The 16,795-nt window shown below is 67.0% G+C and carries 16 protein-coding genes; 11 read left to right on the top strand and 5 right to left on the bottom strand.

Annotation, left to right across the window (positions count from 1 at the left end):
- The first annotated feature begins 75 nt into the window (after window positions 1-75).
- The 4 genes from E3T40_RS14085 to E3T40_RS14070 are packed head-to-tail and all read left to right on the top strand — an operon-like array spanning window position 76 to window position 5,235.
- Window positions 76-1,602 carry a proton-conducting transporter membrane subunit gene (locus E3T40_RS14085; RefSeq protein ID WP_134544325.1) on the top strand — a complete coding sequence of 509 codons (1,527 nt, stop codon included), beginning with the start codon at window positions 76-78 and terminating at the stop codon, window positions 1,600-1,602.
- A complete protein-coding gene (locus tag E3T40_RS14080; protein ID WP_134544322.1) occupies window positions 1,599-4,082 on the top strand; it encodes a DUF2309 domain-containing protein in 2,484 nt (827 codons plus the stop codon). Before E3T40_RS14085 ends, E3T40_RS14080 begins: the two co-directional genes overlap by 4 nt.
- Window positions 4,079-4,396 (top strand): DUF190 domain-containing protein, encoded by a 318-nt coding sequence (locus E3T40_RS14075; RefSeq protein ID WP_104099654.1) that lies wholly within the window; start codon window positions 4,079-4,081, stop codon window positions 4,394-4,396. The genes E3T40_RS14080 and E3T40_RS14075 overlap by 4 nt, the downstream gene beginning before the upstream one ends.
- Before the next feature lie 47 nt (window positions 4,397-4,443).
- Entirely contained in the window at window positions 4,444-5,235 is a 792-nt protein-coding gene (locus E3T40_RS14070) for a DUF6671 family protein (RefSeq protein ID WP_134544319.1), read from the top strand.
- A gap of 60 nt (window positions 5,236-5,295) precedes the next feature.
- On the opposite strand, the gene E3T40_RS14065 is transcribed toward E3T40_RS14070, so the two are convergent.
- The gene (locus E3T40_RS14065; protein ID WP_104099656.1) at window positions 5,296-6,018 is read right to left on the bottom strand and encodes a hypothetical protein; all 723 of its coding nucleotides are present in this window, start codon (window positions 6,016-6,018) and stop codon (window positions 5,296-5,298) included.
- Between the two features lie 81 nt (window positions 6,019-6,099).
- Here E3T40_RS14065 and E3T40_RS14060 point away from each other — a divergent pair, with 81 nt between their 5' ends.
- Both E3T40_RS14060 and E3T40_RS14055 read left to right on the top strand, forming a co-directional pair.
- Window positions 6,100-6,579 (top strand): PPOX class F420-dependent oxidoreductase, encoded by a 480-nt coding sequence (locus E3T40_RS14060; protein WP_104170355.1) that lies wholly within the window; start codon window positions 6,100-6,102, stop codon window positions 6,577-6,579.
- Between the two features lie 135 nt (window positions 6,580-6,714).
- Window positions 6,715-8,880, top strand: a complete 2,166-nt coding sequence (locus E3T40_RS14055; RefSeq protein ID WP_134544317.1) for a RecQ family ATP-dependent DNA helicase — start codon at window positions 6,715-6,717, stop codon at window positions 8,878-8,880.
- 32 nt (window positions 8,881-8,912) lie between these two features.
- Here E3T40_RS14055 and E3T40_RS14050 read toward each other — a convergent pair whose 3' ends face one another.
- Complete coding sequence (locus E3T40_RS14050) at window positions 8,913-9,923, bottom strand: ADP-ribosylglycohydrolase family protein (protein ID WP_134544314.1); 1,011 nt, start codon at window positions 9,921-9,923, stop codon at window positions 8,913-8,915.
- 258 nt (window positions 9,924-10,181) lie between these two features.
- Between E3T40_RS14050 and E3T40_RS14045 the strand changes: the two genes are divergently transcribed.
- The 3 genes from E3T40_RS14045 to E3T40_RS14035 are packed head-to-tail and all read left to right on the top strand — an operon-like array spanning window position 10,182 to window position 12,477.
- On the top strand, window positions 10,182-10,994 hold the full coding sequence (locus E3T40_RS14045; protein WP_104170358.1) for an amino acid ABC transporter substrate-binding protein: 813 nt from the start codon (window positions 10,182-10,184) through the stop codon (window positions 10,992-10,994).
- Between the two features lie 12 nt (window positions 10,995-11,006).
- Window positions 11,007-11,675 (top strand): amino acid ABC transporter permease, encoded by a 669-nt coding sequence (locus E3T40_RS14040; RefSeq protein ID WP_104170359.1) that lies wholly within the window; start codon window positions 11,007-11,009, stop codon window positions 11,673-11,675.
- On the top strand, window positions 11,662-12,477 hold the full coding sequence (locus tag E3T40_RS14035) for an amino acid ABC transporter ATP-binding protein (protein ID WP_104193926.1): 816 nt from the start codon (window positions 11,662-11,664) through the stop codon (window positions 12,475-12,477). Before E3T40_RS14040 ends, E3T40_RS14035 begins: the two co-directional genes overlap by 14 nt.
- Before the next feature lie 60 nt (window positions 12,478-12,537).
- Here E3T40_RS14035 and E3T40_RS14030 read toward each other — a convergent pair whose 3' ends face one another.
- Entirely contained in the window at window positions 12,538-13,566 is a 1,029-nt protein-coding gene (locus tag E3T40_RS14030) for a TerC/Alx family metal homeostasis membrane protein (protein ID WP_134544311.1), read from the bottom strand.
- Window positions 13,567-13,734: 168 nt separating this feature from the next.
- Here E3T40_RS14030 and E3T40_RS14025 point away from each other — a divergent pair, with 168 nt between their 5' ends.
- The gene (locus tag E3T40_RS14025; RefSeq protein WP_104193927.1) at window positions 13,735-14,427 is read left to right on the top strand and encodes a Pr6Pr family membrane protein; all 693 of its coding nucleotides are present in this window, start codon (window positions 13,735-13,737) and stop codon (window positions 14,425-14,427) included.
- Window positions 14,428-14,440: 13 nt separating this feature from the next.
- On the opposite strand, the gene E3T40_RS14020 is transcribed toward E3T40_RS14025, so the two are convergent.
- Window positions 14,441-14,797 carry a MarR family transcriptional regulator gene (locus E3T40_RS14020; protein ID WP_370287932.1) on the bottom strand — a complete coding sequence of 119 codons (357 nt, stop codon included), beginning with the start codon at window positions 14,795-14,797 and terminating at the stop codon, window positions 14,441-14,443.
- Entirely contained in the window at window positions 14,794-15,885 is a 1,092-nt protein-coding gene (locus E3T40_RS14015) for a TerC family protein (protein WP_104099665.1), read from the bottom strand. Before E3T40_RS14015 ends, E3T40_RS14020 begins: the two co-directional genes overlap by 4 nt.
- A gap of 232 nt (window positions 15,886-16,117) precedes the next feature.
- Here E3T40_RS14015 and E3T40_RS14010 point away from each other — a divergent pair, with 232 nt between their 5' ends.
- Complete coding sequence (locus E3T40_RS14010; RefSeq protein WP_134544308.1) at window positions 16,118-16,663, top strand: cupin domain-containing protein; 546 nt, start codon at window positions 16,118-16,120, stop codon at window positions 16,661-16,663.
- Window positions 16,664-16,795 lie beyond the last annotated feature (132 nt).

Here is a 16,795-nt window from a genome sequence, read left to right as displayed (position 1 = left end):
CCTCACACGTGAATCCCGACACTCAACACGTGCTATGTTTTTCGTGTTTTATGAATCGTGAGAAAAGGAGCAGCTTTGAACGAGAATGTTACGGTGGCAATGGTCCTGGCGGGGCCGTGGGTTGCCGTGCTCGCCTCAGCGATCGCCGGGCGTCTCGGCCGGAGCGGTGATCTGGTTGCTCGCATTGCCGCGGCGGTCGTCGGTCTGGGGTTCGTCTTTACGGCAGCCGTCGCCGTTACCGTGTCGACCCTGTGGACGGATTCAATCCAGGTGGGCTTCGGGGAGACAAGCCTGCAACTCGATGCCCTGGCACTGATCATGTCGATGCTCGTTCTGGGGCTGTCCTCCCTCATTCAGGGGTTCGCCGTGCGCTACCTGCGCGGGGATCCTCGTCAGGTCTGGTTCGTGGTGACCGCGAACCTGCTCACCGGGTTCACCGTGCTGATGGTGTGTGCAGGGTCCGTGGCGCTGTTCGCGTGCGCCTGGGTCGGCGCCGGCGCCGCACTTGTGTTGCTTCTGGCCACATACTGGCCGCTGGCACAGGCGCGGGAGGGTGTGTGGCGCACCGCGGTTCGCTTTGGTGCCGCCGACACCGCGTTCCTGCTCGCGGTGGCAGTGCTGCTCGTTGGTGCCGGCGGGGACGTGTCCTTCGATCAGCTCGGCGCCGGTGCGTCCGGCCTGAGCGCGCCCGCCCAGCTCACCCTCGCGGTGATGTTGGTCCTCGCCGCCCTGGCCCGATCCAGCCAGATCCCATTCCAGGGCTGGTTGCCGTTCACTCTCGGCGCCCCGACACCGGTCTCTGCGCTGTTGCATGCCGGGGTGGTCAACGCGGGCGCCATCCTGCTTCTGCGGTTCGCGCCGGCGATCGCCCCTCACCGGTCCGTGATGATCGTCGTCTGCGTGGTGGGCGCGGCCACCCTGGTGTTCGCGTCGGCGGTGCGCCTGGCACGCCCGGACGTGAAGGGCCGACTGGTATTCTCCACGATGGCGCAGATGGGGTTCATGATCATGGCCTGCGGGTTGGGCCTGTTCGCGGCTGCAATCTTCCACCTGGTTGCCCACTCCCTGTACAAATCGACACTCTTCCTAGGCGCGGGAACCGGAGTGCGACAGCACGCCACCGACCGCGACCTCCCCACCCGCACAGCCCCGTCGCGCCTGGTGGCGGGCCTCGCGGTGGCCATCTCCGTGACCGTAACCGTTGCCGTACTCGTGGCAGCCAAACTGGTGCTCTCCCCCGCCGTGTCGCCCTCCAGCATCGGCCTGTTGGCGTTCGTCGCCCTGACCGCCGGCGTCACCCTGGCCGTGGCACTGGCAACCCACTTCTCGATCCGCACGATGGTGGTCGGCACCACGGTGACGGCGGCCGTCGGAATCGGCTACGTAGCCTTCCTGCACCTGTTCACGGGAGCACTGGAACCCGGGGTGCCGGTCCAGGGGGCACCTGGCTGGCTGCTCGTTCTGCCCGCGGTCGGCCTGATCGCCGTCGAGCTGCTGGCTCGAAGCAGCACCGGTGCGGTCTGGCTGCGCGATCGTGTCTACACGTCCGCACTTGCCGCATCCCTGCCCCGTAACCCCATCAGAACTGGAGCACCCCTGTGAGTCTGATCCTACGCGCGCAGGTCGCTGCCGCCGCCCACGACATCGTTCCGGCCTGGCCGTTGGACTCCTTCATCGCCGTGAACCCGCTGGCCGGCCGCGAATCTTACCCATTCGAGACCGAAACAACCGCGGAAGCGGCAACCACCCGCCCCGGGAGCGCCTACCTGGCTGACTACCAGCGCGGTCGAATCACCCGTGATGACATCGACGCAGCACTCCTCGAACGCATCCCCCAGCTGGCCGACCGACGCTTGCGGATCGGCACCGCAGCCGTGTCCGCGGTCCGGGTTGCCGAACTCGATATGCGCCTGGTCGCAGCCGCACCTGCCCCCGAACCGGTTGCGGTGGCGGAGCTGACGTGGCTCGATGAATACCTGGCCGTCTGGGTTGCCGGCTATCTGTGCCCGGACCCGGCGTGGCCCATGCCACACCATGCCGACGGGTTCTACCGGGCCTGGCGAACCCTGGCCTGCCTCGATCCGTCCCTCCCCCGCACGGTTCGGCGCACCCTCACCACACTTTCGCCCGAACCGGACGCGGCGCTGGCGCACGCCCTGCAATGCCTCGGCATCACGGCGGCCGACGTCCCACGTGCCCTTCGGACCGCACTCGGGCACCTGCCCGGGTGGGTCGGGCACATCAAATGGCGGGCCGAGAAGGTCGGCGACATCGACCTGACCTCGTACCTGGCCGTCCGATTCACGGTCCAGGTTGCGCTCGGAATTACCCCAGCAGCCGACCAGACAACACAGGCGGCACAGCCCGACCACACCACGCTGACCTCGGCACCGTTCTGGTTGCGGGCCGAACGGGTTGCGCAGGCGCTCACCGCCGCACGGCCGAGCCGCGAGGACGTCGCCGCGGTTGCTCGGGTTCTGTCCACCCATCCGATAACCGACCAGCGGTACACCTGGCAGAAAGCCTACGAACTGAACTACCGCACCGCCCTGATCGGGGCACTCCGCTCCACCGTCGAGACCCGGGACGGCCGCAACGTGCAGTTGGTGATGTGCATCGACCCCCGGTCCGAGGGGTTGCGCCGCCACCTCGAAGAAAGCTCCTCGGTCGAGACGTTCGGTTTCGCCGGCTTCTTCGGCGTCCCCATCCGGTTCGCCCGCTACCAGGCGCGCGGAGCAATCAACTCGCTCCCGGCACTGCTGAGCGCGCGCCACCACATCACCGAGATCCCCGTCGACCACGAACAAGCACACAGAGTCGTTGCCGCTGGAAAATTCCGAGACGCCCTGCGGCATGCCGTGCATACGGCGGACTCGACAGCGGCGACACCGTTCGCGTTCGCGGAGACGGCAGGATGGTTCTACGGCGGCATCAGCATCCTGCGCACCCTCACCCCGCGCATCCACGCACGGATCGTGCGCGCCCTCTCCCTCTCGCCCCGGGACCTGCGCAGTGACGTGACGATCGCGGACGCGTTCACGCTGGACGAGCGTGCCACGTTGGCCGAAACGGCCTTGCGGATGATGGGCCTGGCCCAGTTCGCCCCGCTGGTCGTTTTGGCAGGTCACGGCTCCGAATCGGAGAACAACCTCTACCAGTCCGCACTGGACTGCGGCGCGTGCGGCGGAAATCCGGGGCACGCCAACGCCCGCGCCGCCGCCGCCATCTTCAACGACCCCGAAGTGCGACTGCTGCTCGCCGACCGCGGGCTGCCGATTCCCTTCGACACGTTCTTCGTGGCCGCCGAACACAACACCGTCAGCGACATGGTCACCGTGCTCGACCGCCACCTGATCCCCGACAGCCACACGAGTTCGGCAGACCGCTTCGAGCAGCTTCAGCGCACCGCGGCGGACAAATTGGTGACCGAACGCGCCCGGCACCTACCGGGAGCATCCCCCCGGCATTCCCCCGCACGACTGCGCGGACGTGCCCACGACTGGGCTGAGGTGTATCCAGAGCTCGGGTTGGCGGGAAACGCCACCATGATCATCGGACCCCGCGACATAACCAGAAACGTTGATTTGGGCCGGCGGGTGTTCCTGCACTCCTACCGCACCGAACTGGATCCCACCGGGGCCGCCCTGGAGACGATCATGACCGCCCCCCTCGTCGTGGCGCAGTGGATCAACCACCAGTACTACTTCACAGCCCTGAACCCCGACACTCTCGGCGCCGGAACGAAAACCATCCACAACGCCATCGGCACACTCGGCGTGATCTCGGGCCACAGCGGCGACCTCCGCCGCGGCCTGCCGTGGCAATCCGTGGGTCTGGGCACGGAGCTGTTCCATGAGCCGATGCGCCTCACCGTCGTTGTCGAAGCACCGCTGGCCCGCATCGGAGAGATCATCTCGCGCAACCAAGTCCTGCGAGATCTTTTCGACAATGACTGGATCACCCTCACCGCACGAGATCACCCCACTGCCCTCTGGCACCGCTATACCGCTTACGGCTTCACAGCGACCGCAACCGCTACTCCCGCCGCCACTGCCACCCCGATGGAAGGACCACACACATGAACAATCTCACCAAGATGACCCGACTGGAGATCGTCGTGCCTGCCCGCGACGCCCCTGCCATCCGCGAGCTGGTTTCCTCCGCCGGCGCCACCGGGTACACCTCCGTCTCCGGTGTCTCCGGCATCGGACACCACGGACAACACTCTGGATCCCTGCTCTTCAACGAGTACGACACCCTCACCATGCTCATCACCGTGTTGCCCCCCGACAAAGCCGACGAACTCATCAACGCCGTGCGCGAGCTGCTCAACACCTCCAGCGGCGTCATGTTCGTCGCCGAGACCTACGTCTCAAGGCCCGACTACTTCCAATGACTTCCTCCCACTCCTCCTATGCTGGGCGCCTGATCACCTTCGCCACCATGCACGGCAAGGAGCACCTCGCCCAACAGGCATTCCACGACATTCTCGGCGCGACAGTCAGCGCTGCGGGGGGCCTGAACACTGACCAGTTCGGGACCTTCGCCGGCGATATCCCACGCACCCTCAGCCCACGCTCGGCAGCCCGCGCCAAAGCGCGACTGGGTATGCAGATCGCCGGCACCACTCTTGGACTTGCCTCCGAAGGCAGCTTCAGCTCCGGATTCGGTCCTCTCGTTGAAAACATGGAGATTCTCCTGTTCATCGACAAAACCCTGGGGTTGGAACTCGTCGAGGGCGCCGTGAATGTCTCCGCGCTGCCCGGAGGCAGACGCGTCGACAACGCCGACAGCGCTCTCGCGTTCGCGTCAGCCGCGGGATTCCCCGAACAGGGAGTGATCGTGCAGAGCACAAACGATAATCACCTGACTGTCTACAAGAACTTCACGCAACTCAGCGACCTCCAGGAAACCGTCGAATTGCTTCTGACGGACCAGTCCTCCGTCACGATTCTGCCGGACTACCGAGCGCACAAATCGCCAGCGCGGGCAGAGACCATTCGCAGGCTGAGTTATCAGATGGCTCGTCGCCTTGCTACACCCTGCTCCCTGTGTCAAGCACCTGGGTTCGGTCAGGTAGACATCGAACGCGGCGTTCCCTGTTCCGACTGTAGATCAGCGACCGCATTGATCGCCGCGGACCTCCACGGCTGCGGACGCTGTACCCACAGGACCCGGATACCGCGTGGCCAGGCCACCGCCGACCCGCAATGGTGCGACTATTGCAACCCGTAGTGAGGTCAGGCGTTATTCGTGCTCCCCGTCGGCCTCATGCATGGTGGACCGCGGCGCGCCTCAGACCTCGGACTGCAGGGCCGCCCGGGCGAACGCGGCCCCACCGGGCGTGACGATCCAGCGCGTGTAACTGCTCGTGCCGGCATCGAACACACCGAGTCGGCGCAGCAAGCGCCACTTCGGCAGCACCAGGTTGAACGCCGCGTCACTGGAGAGCGGGGCACCGTCGGCCCGCACCCAACCGATGGTCTCCAAACTGAGGGCTAGCAGCTGTTTGAACAGCTCAGCCTCGTCAAAACCCCGCCGCGCGATGAGTAGGAGCAGCAGCCTGGTGGCGTCGGACTCGGCCGGGTCGCGGCTCTGGTGCGCGGTTCTGGCCAGATGCCACCACAGATCGCGCGGCGCCTCGACGAGCGCCCGGCCGCGACTGGTCTGCAGCAGCATCCCCTTGCTCACTCGGAGCAGGCCCACGCTGCGCAGGTGTGCGCGCAACTCCAGCAGAGGCAGGAAGTGGCTCTCCCGGCTGGCCGTGACGGGCCAGCCCCAGTCGAGCTGGGTCGAGGCTTCCACGACCACCGCGGGCGGGAGGTAGCCGGCCTGGGTCAGACGGATGCCGTGCTCACCGACGCGGCGCAGCATCCACTGCACGGGCGCCACCATGCGCTCCATCGCCCGCACCGGCAGCAGAATGGAGTCGGTCACCCGTGCCTCCGCGAGCACCAGGCGGAACCCGGCGACGGAGTCGGGGTGCATGCGTGTTTCGAGTTCCTGGACGACCTTCACGGTGCGAGCATAGCGAGGTGTGGCCGCGGAGCCTGATGCGACCGATCGTGTCGGGCATCCGCTCTGCCGTAGCCTTGGATCATGGCCAGAGACATTGCAACCACCACCACAGTCGACCTCGCCGAGATGCTCGCTTTCGTGCGCCCGAGGCACCGGATGCTGCTGGCCACCACCCGCACCGACGGCCGCCCGCAGATCTCGCCCGTGACCGGCGGGGTCGACCCCTCCGGCCGAATCGTGATCTCCTCCTATCCTGCCCGGGCGAAAACCCGCAACGCGGAGCGAAATGTGCTTGCCTCCGTACTGGTGCTCTCGGACGACTGGGACGGCGGCTGGATCCAGGTCGACGGCGACGCCGAGGTGCTGCACATGCCCGAGGCCGGCGACGGGCTGGTCGAGTACTTCCGCTGCATCTCCGGCGAGCACTCCGACTGGGCCGAGTACCGGGCGGCGATGGCGCTTCAGGACAAGTCCCTGATCCGCATCACCCCCAGCCGGTGGAGCCCGATCGGCACGGGCGGCTTCCCGGCCGACGTCGCTGCCCGGCTCGACGCACTGTAGCCGCGCTCGCAGGATCGGCGTCGCGGCGCACCCTGGGGAAGCAGGCGCCCGTTCGTCCGTGCGCCCGCTTCCATAACCTGCGCCGCGAGGCCTGGCGCCCGGCGCACTGTCACCAGCATCTGCGAAGCTGGACGAATGACCGACACCCGCGCCGCCGCCCTCGAGATTCTGCGCAACCTGGTCGGGCGTGACGACGCCGACTTCCACGAGGGACAGTTCGAGGCGATCGAGACCCTCGTCGACCAGCGCCGACGGGCCCTGGTCGTGCAGCGCACCGGGTGGGGCAAGTCGGCCGTCTACTTCGTCGCCACGCTGCTGCTGCGCCGCCAGGGAGCCGGCCCCACCATCCTGGTGTCGCCGCTGCTCGCCCTGATGCGCGACCAGGTCGCCGCGGCAGCCCGGGCCGGGGTGCGCGCCGTGTCGATCAACTCCTCCAACCCGCACGAGTGGGCAGAGGTGCAGCAGCAGCTGATCGACGACGAGGTCGATGTGCTGCTGGTGTCGCCGGAGCGGCTCAACAACCCGAAGTTCCGCGACGAGCAGCTCCCCGCGCTCCTCGCCCGGGTGGGCCTGCTCGTCGTCGACGAGGCCCACTGCATCTCCGACTGGGGCCACGATTTCCGGCCCGACTATCGGCGCCTGCGCGACCTGATCGCTCAGATGCCCGCCGGGGTGCCGGTGCTGGCGACCACGGCCACAGCGAACAGCCGCGTGGTGACGGATGTCGCGGCACAGCTGGTCTCGACCGGCGCGACGGTCGCGAACGGCGCGACCGGCGTGGCAGGCGCTGAGGTGGTCACCATCCGCGGCCCGCTCGCCCGGGCATCCCTGCGCCTCGGCGTACTGCGCCTGCCCGACTCGCGCACCCGGCTGGCCTGGCTGCTCAGCCACATCGACGAGCTGCCCGGTAGCGGCATCATCTACACCCTCACCGTCTCGGCGGCGGAAGACACCGCACGTCTGCTGCGGGAGGCCGGGCACCCGGTGCGCGCCTATACCGGGCAGACCGACACCGCGGAGCGGGAGGAGTCCGAGGGCATGCTCAAGCGCAACAAGGTCAAGGCCCTCGTCGCCACCAGCGCCCTGGGCATGGGGTTCGACAAGCCCGACCTCGGCTTCGTAGTGCACCTGAATGCCCCCTCCTCCCCCGTGGCCTACTACCAGCAGGTCGGCCGCGCCGGCCGCGCCACCGAGAACGCCGACGTGCTGCTGCTGCCCGGAGTCGAAGACGAAGACATCTGGCAGTACTTCGCCACCTCCTCGATGCCCAGCCAGCACAAGGCGGAAGCCGTGATCGGGGCGCTCACGGAGCACGGATTGGCCCCGCTGTCCACACAAGCGCTCGAGGCCCGCGTCGACCTCAAGCGCAGCCCGCTCGAGCTGCTGCTGAAGGTGCTCGACGTCGACGGCGCCGTGCGCCGCGTCACCGGTGGCTGGGTGTCCACCGGCCGGCCCTGGTTCTACGACCGGGAACGCTACGAACGCATCGCCGCCGCCCGGGTGAGCGAGCAGCAGGCGATGCTCGACTACGAGCGCACCACCGGCTGCCGGATGGAATTCTTGCAGCGCGCGCTCGACGACGACACCGCGGTGGCCTGCGGCCGCTGCGACAACTGCACCACGGCTTGGTTCCCCGGCGACGTGCGGCCCGAGATGACCTCGGCCGCCGCCCGAGCCCTCGACCGGGTCGGCGTGGCTCTCGAGCCGCGCGCGCAGTGGCCCACCGGGGTGGCGAGCCTGGGCGTGAACGTGCGCGGCAACATCCCGACCGGCGAACGGATGCTGCCCGGCCGCGCCCTCGCCCGTCTCACCGATCTGGGCTGGGGCGGCCCACTACGCGACCTGTTCGCCACCCAGTCCTCCGACGCGCCGTCTACGGATGCCCCGGCGAGCCCGGCCCTGATCCAGGCCTGCATCCGCGTGCTGGCGGAGTGGGGCTGGGACGAACGGCCGGCCGCGGTGGTGAGCGTGCCCTCGCGGCAGCATCCGTTGCTGGTCGGATCGGTGGCTCGGGCGTTCGCCGAGGCCGGCCGCCTGCCCTGGCTCGGCTCGCTCGACCTCGTGAACGGCGGCCCCACCGGCACGGCGGGCGGCAACAGCGCCTACCGGCTCTCCAACGTCTGGGACCGTTTCGCGGTGGGACCGAAGCTGGCCGCGGCCCTCGACACGGTGCAGGGCCGACCGATCCTGCTCGTCGACGACCTCGCCGACAGCCGCTGGACGCTCACGGTCGTGGGCCGCCTACTGCGTCGCCAGGGGGTGGCGGCCGTGCTGCCGTTCGCGTTGGCGTTGAAGTCCTGAGCTGCCGGAGAACTCAAGCTTTCGCCCTGACGTCAACGCAGCGCGCGCAGCTTGACCGTGCGCTGCAAGCCGACCTCGTCGGCCCGGACTCCCCCGACCGCTCCGCAGTGAGCTGACTGCATGGACAGGCGCACCAGGTCAACGCCGCGCAGCCCCGGCCAGCCCTGCACCAGGTGGCGCCAGGTTGTTGGCACAGCTTCCAGCCCCCAGCGGGCGGCGGTCAGCGCGCCAGCGACACCTGCTACGGCGTCGGTGTCGCCGCCGCCGCGCGCCGCGACTTCGATGGCGCGACGCACCTGGCCGGCATCCGTTCCCCGGGCGTACGTGATCGCCGACCAGGCGGCCTGCAGGGTCTGCACGACCCAGCCGTTACCCGGGAAATCCGCGGGCCGTTCACGCTCGGCATCGTCGATCCGGGTCGACCAGTCCGCGCGGCGCTCGCTCGGCAGGGCGGACAGGCCCACCCGAATGTCGAGTTCGCCCTCGAGCACGGCGTGCCGCAAAGCGAGCCCGAACAGCACGCAGGCATCGCCTGCCTCGGTTTCACGGTGCGTCAGCTCACTGACCAGGCGCGCGGCCTCGGCCAGGGCGACCGGATCGCCGAGGAACGCCAGCGCCACCGGCGCGGTTCTCAGGAGCGATCCGTTGCCGGCGCTGCGCCCGTTGCGATCATGCTGCTCCCTCGCCCCGCGACGCACGGAATCGGCGTTCGGCTCGCTGCCCGAGAGCACCGCCCCCAGCTGCACGCCCGCGTACGGTGCCGATTTCGCCCAGGCCACCCAGTGGGCCACGACGATGTCGAGGACCGAGTCGTCTCTGAGATCCCCGCCCTCCGCCGCGGCCATCGCGAGCGGCACCGCCATGGCCGTGTAGTCGGTCCACTCGCCGGGTGCCCAGTGGAAGCCGCCGCCGCCGCGCATGCTGACCGGGGTGGTTTCCGGTAGCGGCCCGGCGAACTCGTAGCCGGCCCCGAGCGCGTCCCCGCAGGCCATGCCCAGCAGCACCGCTGCTGATCGGTCGTGTTGGTCGGCAGTCAGCTTCATTGCAGGCTCCTTCGGGTCGGGCCGATTCGGGTCGGGTAAGGACCGGAGTACCTGCACATCCGAGAACGAACGCCGGGTGCACGGGACGAACGCAGCCTATTCCGGCCCAAAATCCCCGGCAAGGCCATTGACCGGGGCCTAACCGGTGTGTGACGCGGCGCGTCACGGGAATACTTACCGGGGCGCACTCCTTGTTAGTCTTCAGACATCGCTTTTCGGCGATGAATACGCACCTGCAACCTCGGTTAGGCCAGAAAAATGAAGCTCAAGATCCTGTCGGCGGTATTACTCACAGCGCTCACCGTGTCGCTGGCCGGCTGCTCCGCGAGCACCGACACCGACGACGCAGCCACCACCGGCGCCGACACCTCGCTGTCCTCCGTCACAGACGCGGGTGTGCTCACCATCGGCACCGAGGGCACGTACCGCCCGTTCACCTTCCACGAGGGTGGCTCCGGCGCACTGACCGGCTACGACGTCGAGATCATCGAGGCCGTCGCAGCCGAGCTCGGAGTCACGGCCAAATTCGAGGAAACCCAGTGGGACGGCATCTTCGCAGGCCTCGAGGCCGGCCGCTTCGACGTCATCGCCAACCAGGTCACGGCCACCCCGGAACGCGTCGCCAAGTACAACTTTTCGACCCCCTACACGTTCTCGACCGGCGTGATCGTGGTCAAGAGCGACAACACCTCGATCACCTCCTTCGAGACCCTGGCCGGCAAGACCACGGCCCAGTCGCTCACCAGCAACTGGAACACCCTCGCCACCGAGAGCGGCGCACGTGTGCAGGCCGTCGAGGGCTGGGCCCAGTCGGTCGCCCTGGTCGAACAGGGCCGCGTCGACGCGACCGTGAACGACAATCTCACCTTCCTCGACTACCAGAAGCAGACCGGCGCCACCGGGCTCAAGGTCGCCGCGAACACCGACGAGAAGTCCGCGACCTCGTTCGCCTTCGTCAAGGGCAGCACGGAGCTGACGGATGCCGTCGACGCGGCCCTCGAAAAGCTCGCCGCCGCCGGCACCCTGACGTCGATCTCGGAGAAGTACTTCGGGTCCGACGTTTCCCAGTAACCCCGTCCAGCCATGAACCAATCCGCCTGGGACCTGTTCTGGACCTCGCTCGGTCCCATCGTGCAGGGGGCGATCCTCGGCACCATCCCGCTGGCGCTCGCCTCGTTCACGATCGGTCTGGCGCTCGCGCTCGGGCTGGCGTTGATGCGCCTCTCCCGGCGCCGGTGGGTGTCCGGCATCGCCCGGGTCTACATCTCGATCGTGCGCGGTACCCCACTGTTGGTCCAGTTGTTCGTGATCTTCTACGGCCTGCCGTCGCTGGGCATCCTGATCGATCCGTGGCCGAGCGCCGTGGTGGCGTTCTCACTCAACGTCGGCGGCTACGCCGCCGAAGTGATTCGGGCGGCCATCCTCTCGGTGCCCAAGGGGCAGTGGGAGGCGGCCTACATGATCGGCATGTCGCACCGTCGCGCGCTGACCCGGATCATCCTGCCGCAGGCCGCCCGTGTCTCGGTTCCGCCCCTGTCGAACACCTTCATCAGCCTGGTCAAGGACACCTCCCTCGCCTCGCTGATCCTGGTCACGGAGCTGTTCCGCGAGGCACAGCAGGTGGCCGCCTTCAGCCAGGAATTCATGCTGCTCTACCTCGAGGCCGCCCTGGTCTACTGGGTGATCTGCCTGGGCCTGTCCTCGGTGCAGAGCGTTCTCGAGAAGCGATTGGACCGCTATGTCCCCCACTGATCCGATTGATCCGACCGAACCGACGGCCCCGGATGCCGCGGCGACCTCCGACGTCCTGCTCCGCGTGCGCGGGCTCCAGAAGAGTTTCGGCGCCAACCAGGTGTTGCAATCCATCGACCTGACGGTGGGGCGCGGCCACGTTCTCGCCCTGATCGGACCCTCCGGTTCCGGCAAGACCACCATCCTGCGCTGCCTGAACGGCCTGGAACTGGCCGACGGCGGAACGATCGACGTGGCCGACGAACTGTCGGTCGACTTCGCAGCCATACCGGGGAAGAATCAGCGTGCGGCTCTGCGCGACCGGTCGGCCATGGTCTTCCAGCACTACAACCTGTTCCCGCACAAGACCGTACTGGAGAACGTGCTGGAGGGGCCCGTGGTGGTGCAGCGCCGCCCGAAGGCGGAGGTCGAAGCGGAGGCGCTCGCGTTGCTCGACCGCGTGGGCCTCAGCGCCAAGAAGGACAGCTACCCGTTCGAGCTCTCCGGCGGCCAGCAGCAGCGTGTGGGCATCGTGCGCGCGCTCGCCCTACGCCCGCAGCTGCTGCTCTTCGACGAGCCCACGTCGTCCCTCGACCCGGAACTCGTGGGCGATGTTCTGCGCCTGATCAAGGAACTGGCGGTGGAGGGCTGGAGCATGGTGATCGTGACCCACGAACTCGAATTCGCGCGCGAGGTAGCCACCGAGGTGGCCTTCGTCGACGGTGGCCGGATCGTCGAGCGCGGCGACCCGAATCAGCTGCTGCGCCACCCGAAGGAGGAACGCACCCGGCAGTTCCTGCACCGGCTGCTGTTCCCCTTCTAGGTGCACATCCAGGCGTGGGGCCGACCTCGCCGGGCAGAGGCTCAGCCCCTCACCTGCCCGTCAACTTTTGTGCCCGGAATCGGACTGATCCGCTGGTTCAGTCTCGGAATGATCCGCTGCCCGGAGTGAGCCGGCATGAGCTCGCACCGTGGGATCCTGGCGTGTCTTGATCAGGCTGGCGACCGTGGTCACGGTCAAGACCACACCGATGACGATCAGGCTGAGATTCGTGCTGATCTCCGGCACTCGGCCATCAAGGCCGTGTGCCCAATGCAGAACGAGTTTCACACCGATGAAGGCCAGGATGAGGGACAGGCCGGTCGACAGGTAGACCAGCCGGTCGAGGAGCCCCTTGACGAGGAAGAAGAGCGCCCGGAGCCCGAGCAGCGCGAAGGCGTTGGCGGTGAAAACGATGTACGCCTCATCGGTGATTCCGAAGATCGCCGGGATCGAATCGAGTGCGAACAGAAGATCGGTGCTGCCGATCGCTATCAGCACGATAAACAGCGGTGTCACCGCGCGGCGGCCGGCGCTCCGCGTGAACATTCGACCGTCGACATAGTCGTCGGTAACGGTCAGGCCCCGACGGGCCACCCGGACCAGTACGTTGTCTTGCACGTCAGGGTCGACGTTACGGTGCCGGAAGAGCTGTACGGCTGTGAAGATCAGCACCAGACCGAAGATCAGGAACATGAATGAGAACAGCGAAAGCAGGGCGGAACCCAGTGCAATGAAGATCGCCCGCAGAATGAGTGCCAGCAGGATCCCGAAGATGAGAACTTTCTGCTGGTATTTTTCCGGGACCGCGAAGGTCGACATGATGATCACGAAGACGAAGAGGTTGTCGATGGACAGGCTCTTCTCAACGATGTACCCGGCGAAGTATTCCGCGCCGAACCCCCAGCCCACCTGCGCCGCGAAAACGAGGCCGAACAGGATCGCGACCGCGATGTACAGCACCGACGAGAGTGCGGCCTCCCGAAACTTGACGACGTGCGGCCGGGCGATGGCCAAACCCAGGTCCAACGCGAGCAGACCCAGAATGACGGCGATGGTGAGCGTCCAGCGGAGCGCAGTTACTTCCAGCAACTGTGACCTTCCTGTCGTGTCCTCAGCGAGAATTTCAGCGTGAGCCTACTCATAAGAGGAACCAAATAAGCATGAACATCAACAGTATCCTGCCTCTGCTGCTGACCCCCTTCCGGGCAAGCGGCCTGCCCTGCTAAATCCCCAGCTCGTCCGCACTATTCTTTTCCAGTGACTTCAACAGCGATCTCTCCGGTGGGCTCCGACTCAGCATCGCCCTCCACCTTCCGGCAGCTTTCCGGTCTGCTGCGGATCGGCATGGGACTGCTGCTCCTCGCGAGCATCATTACGCAGATCACCGACCAGCTCTGGAACGACGCCTTCGTGGCGACCGAGTATTTCGGCTACTTCACCATCCAGTCGAGCCTGATGAACGTGGTCGTGCTGCTCGTGGGAGGTTCCCTCGCCCTTCGCCGAAGCACGGATTCCCAACTCCTCACCGGGGTGCGAATGTCGGTACTCACCTACGCGGTCGTCACCGGGGTCGTCTACAACGCGCTGCTGCGCAACGTCGTCTCCGATGGCTTCATCGGTGTCGGCTGGCCCAACGAGGTGTTGCACGTCTGGGCGCCGATCTTCATCGCGCTGGACTGGATCCTCTCGCCGGGGCGCCCGGCCCTGGCCTGGAAGCGCCTCGGTGTGGCCCTGATCTACCCGCTGGCTTGGGTGGCTTACGCCGTGGTGCGGGGCACCCTGACCGGCTTCCACACCTATCCCTTCCTCGAACCGGCCCAGCCGGGCGGCTACGTGACCGTGATCTTCTACGTGCTCGGCATCGCGACCTTCATCACCGGTCTCGCCGCGGCCGCAATCGCCGCGAGCCGCCTCCGGTCACAGGTTTTGACGACCGAACCCGTGGCCTGATCCGCTGTCGCGGTCAAACCGATCGCGGCGGCGGCGCGAATGTGCTGAACGCGGCGATCATCTCGTCGACGCTGTGCGCCGCGGTCGACGGATGCCGGAACGGCCGGTTCCGCTCGATGCTGTAGTGATTGCGCCGCCCCACCCGTTCGCGCCGGATGTAGCCGGCCTTGACCAGGTCCGCCATGATGCTCAGCGCCGCCCGGGTTGACACCCCCACCGTGTCGGCGAGCTCCTGCACCCGCGCATCGGGGTTCCCCGCGATAGCCAGGAGCAGGTGCGCGTGGTGGGTGAGGAACGTCCACGGCTTGCCAGGGGCATCCGTCGGTCCAGGCGGCGGAGCGGGCGGCGGTTCGGGCAGCATCTCGGTCATCGGAGGGTCTCGTTCACCTTCTTCTGCTCGGCCTTCTGTTCGGCCTTCTGCTCGGCATTCTGTGCCTTCTGCTCGGGCGTGCGGGCCGATCGGCGCCAGACCGGCTCCATCTGGGCGAGTTCCTCAGGGGTGGCCTCGCGGAACGAGCCGACGGGAGCGGCCTCGAACTCGCGCCGCCCCTGGCCCCGCGTGGCCCGGAGGCTGAGCATGACCGACACCGCGATGATCAGCGCGATCACAGATAGCGAAACGGTCGTCGGGATGTAGAACACGTCGAGCAGCAGCATCTTGACGCCCACCCAGATCAGCACCAGCGAGAGACCAATCTTCAGGTAGACGAATCGGTGCATGAGGTCGGCGAGCAGGAAGTACATCGCCCGGAGGCCGAGGATTGCAAAGGCGTTGGCGGTGAAGACGATGAACGGTTCACTGGTGACCGCGAAGATGGCCGGGATGGAGTCCACGGCGAACACGACATCCGTCACCTCGACGAGCACGAGAACCGCCAGCAGCGGTGTGGCGAGCAGAATGCCGTTCTTGCGCACGAGTAAGCGCTGGCCGTGGAACGTCTCGGTCATCGGGATGAAGCGGCGGAAGAGGCGCAGCACTTGGGATTTCTCGGGGTGCGCGTGCTCGTTGCGGGTGCGGATCATGCGGTAGCCCGTGAAGATCAGGAACGCAGCGAACACGTAGAGAATCCAGGAGAAGTTCTCGATCAACACGGCGCCCGCGGCGATGAAGATGCCGCGCAGCACGAGCGCACCGAGAACGCCGAGGAACAGCACCCGGTGCTGGTACTGGCGCGGCACCGCGAAAGCGGCGAAGATGATCGCCCAGACGAAGACGTTGTCGACCGCGAGGGACTTCTCGATCAGGTAGCCCGCGTAGTACTGCTGCCCGAACTCGGCCCCGGCCGTCACCCAGATCACGACGCCGAAGGAGATGCCGATGAGCACCCAGATCACGGACCAGATCGCGGCTTCGCGCACTCCGATCACATGGGCCTTGCGATGGGCGAACAGGTCGACGGCGAGCATGACGGCGATGATGCCGAACACCGCCAGCCAGGCGTAGAGGGGAACGTCCATGGGGAATGCCTTCCAGTCACTGCTTCGACTGGAGGTCTGGTCCAACCCGGATCGGGTCCCTGTGGCCGGGCTCCGATGACGGAACCGTAATGACGACCACACGCTGGGGATTACTCCCCTCCGAAAATAAGTGAAGCATACTTCACCCTTTGGCGCAAACCGCGGGGTTGACTGCGGCGGTTGAGCACTTCCGCCGCCGCGACTACCGTGCTCTGGAACAACGGAGGATCCCATGAAGGGTTTTGTCGACAACATCGAGGACGCGGCCATCCGCAACTCGAATTTCCGCCAGGTGCTGTACACCGCCCGGGGGCTGCAGCTGGTCGTGATGGCGCTGGAGCCGGGCGAGGACATCGGGGAAGAGGTGCACCCGGATCGAGACCAGTACTTTCGGGTGGAGAAGGGCAAGGGCGAGATCTGGATCGACGGCACCAAGACGAAGATCAGGAAGAACTCGGCCATGGTCGTGCCGGCCGGCGCGCGGCACAATGTGCTCAACACGGGCGGCAAGGTGCTGCGGCTCGCCACGATCTACGCGCCGCCGGAGCATCAGGACGCCATCGTGCACCTGACCAAGGCAGACGCCCAGGCCTCGGAGGAACACTTCGACGGCACCGTCACGGAGCCGAAGCAGAAATCACGCCAGGCGAAGGCGGCCGCCACGCAGGCTACGGGAAAGCCGACGTCGAAGACGACCGCCAAGCCCGCCGCGAAGACACCACGCAAGGCGGCGGCACAGCGCCCCTCGACGAGGGCGCGGTCCGCCGACACCAACTAGCTGAGTGCGGCCTAATGAATTCGACGGAGATTTTGGCTCTCCTGTCGTAACCGTGGGTTAATCCCGGCCGGGGAGTGCGGGTTTGTGGCCGCCGAGGCTGAGCATGGCGAGGGCGATGAGGGCGTCGGGTGA

This window comes from Cryobacterium sp. TMT1-19 (genome assembly GCF_004403055.1).
GTDB lineage: Bacteria > Actinomycetota > Actinomycetes > Actinomycetales > Microbacteriaceae > Cryobacterium > Cryobacterium sandaracinum.
This window is presented reverse-complemented; position numbering and strand designations above follow the sequence as displayed.

What these genes read in the sequence shown, in the direction of transcription:
- E3T40_RS14075 (WP_104099654.1), top strand. Translation starts at nt 4,079, where the DNA reads ATGAACAATCTCACCAAGATGACCCGACTGGAGATCGTCGTGCCTGCC.
- E3T40_RS14070 (WP_134544319.1), top strand. Translation starts at nt 4,444, where the DNA reads ATGCACGGCAAGGAGCACCTCGCCCAACAGGCATTCCACGACATTCTC.
- E3T40_RS14060 (WP_104170355.1), top strand. Translation starts at nt 6,100, where the DNA reads ATGGCCAGAGACATTGCAACCACCACCACAGTCGACCTCGCCGAGATG.
- E3T40_RS14055 (WP_134544317.1), top strand. Translation starts at nt 6,715, where the DNA reads ATGACCGACACCCGCGCCGCCGCCCTCGAGATTCTGCGCAACCTGGTC.
- E3T40_RS14050 (WP_134544314.1), bottom strand. Translation starts at nt 9,923, where the DNA reads ATGAAGCTGACTGCCGACCAACACGACCGATCAGCAGCGGTGCTGCTG.
- E3T40_RS14045 (WP_104170358.1), top strand. Translation starts at nt 10,182, where the DNA reads ATGAAGCTCAAGATCCTGTCGGCGGTATTACTCACAGCGCTCACCGTG.
- E3T40_RS14040 (WP_104170359.1), top strand. Translation starts at nt 11,007, where the DNA reads ATGAACCAATCCGCCTGGGACCTGTTCTGGACCTCGCTCGGTCCCATC.
- E3T40_RS14035 (WP_104193926.1), top strand. Translation starts at nt 11,662, where the DNA reads ATGTCCCCCACTGATCCGATTGATCCGACCGAACCGACGGCCCCGGAT.
- E3T40_RS14020 (WP_370287932.1), bottom strand. Translation starts at nt 14,797, where the DNA reads ATGACCGAGATGCTGCCCGAACCGCCGCCCGCTCCGCCGCCTGGACCG.
- E3T40_RS14015 (WP_104099665.1), bottom strand. Translation starts at nt 15,885, where the DNA reads ATGGACGTTCCCCTCTACGCCTGGCTGGCGGTGTTCGGCATCATCGCC.
- E3T40_RS14010 (WP_134544308.1), top strand. Translation starts at nt 16,118, where the DNA reads ATGAAGGGTTTTGTCGACAACATCGAGGACGCGGCCATCCGCAACTCG.